Genomic DNA, 412 nt, shown 5'->3' with positions numbered 1-412 from the left:
GCCAAGTGACTGCGTTTGATTTGAGTGACAGCTCTATAAAAACAAACGATATTATTGAATACAGCTTCAGCTCAAGTTTTGCAAGAGAACAACTTTATTTACTAGCAGAACAAATTGCTGAAGTACCGTTTATTACTAGTATGGCTGCAACATTTGGTAGCGATATTCCTATCGCTGTTTATCAAGCTTTTTATAGAGCGGCTAGTGATAAGCAGCTCCCTAATATAGAAATTAAGGTTGAACCTCATCTAATATATGGCCATCTTGCTGCGTTTGATAATACCAACAACTGTATTTTATTAACTAATCCATTAATAGAAAAAGCCTTAGCCGACAACGAAGGTAAAGCATTAATGCTAAGTGCATTACTCGAAGAGTATGGACATGGACTTGATTATTACTTAAGAAATAC

The 412-nt window shown here is 35.4% G+C and carries 1 protein-coding gene; it reads left to right on the top strand.

Annotated elements, in window-relative coordinates; genetic code table 11:
• Positions 1-412 (top strand): hypothetical protein (locus P20652_RS20415; RefSeq protein WP_033017691.1); only part of this gene is annotated, 412 nt, incomplete at both ends.

The sequence above is a fragment of the Pseudoalteromonas sp. BSi20652 genome, assembly GCF_000239855.1.
Classification (GTDB): Bacteria; Pseudomonadota; Gammaproteobacteria; order Enterobacterales; family Alteromonadaceae; genus Pseudoalteromonas.
Note: the sequence above shows the minus strand (reverse complement) of the source record. Positions and strands in the feature narration are given on the sequence as shown.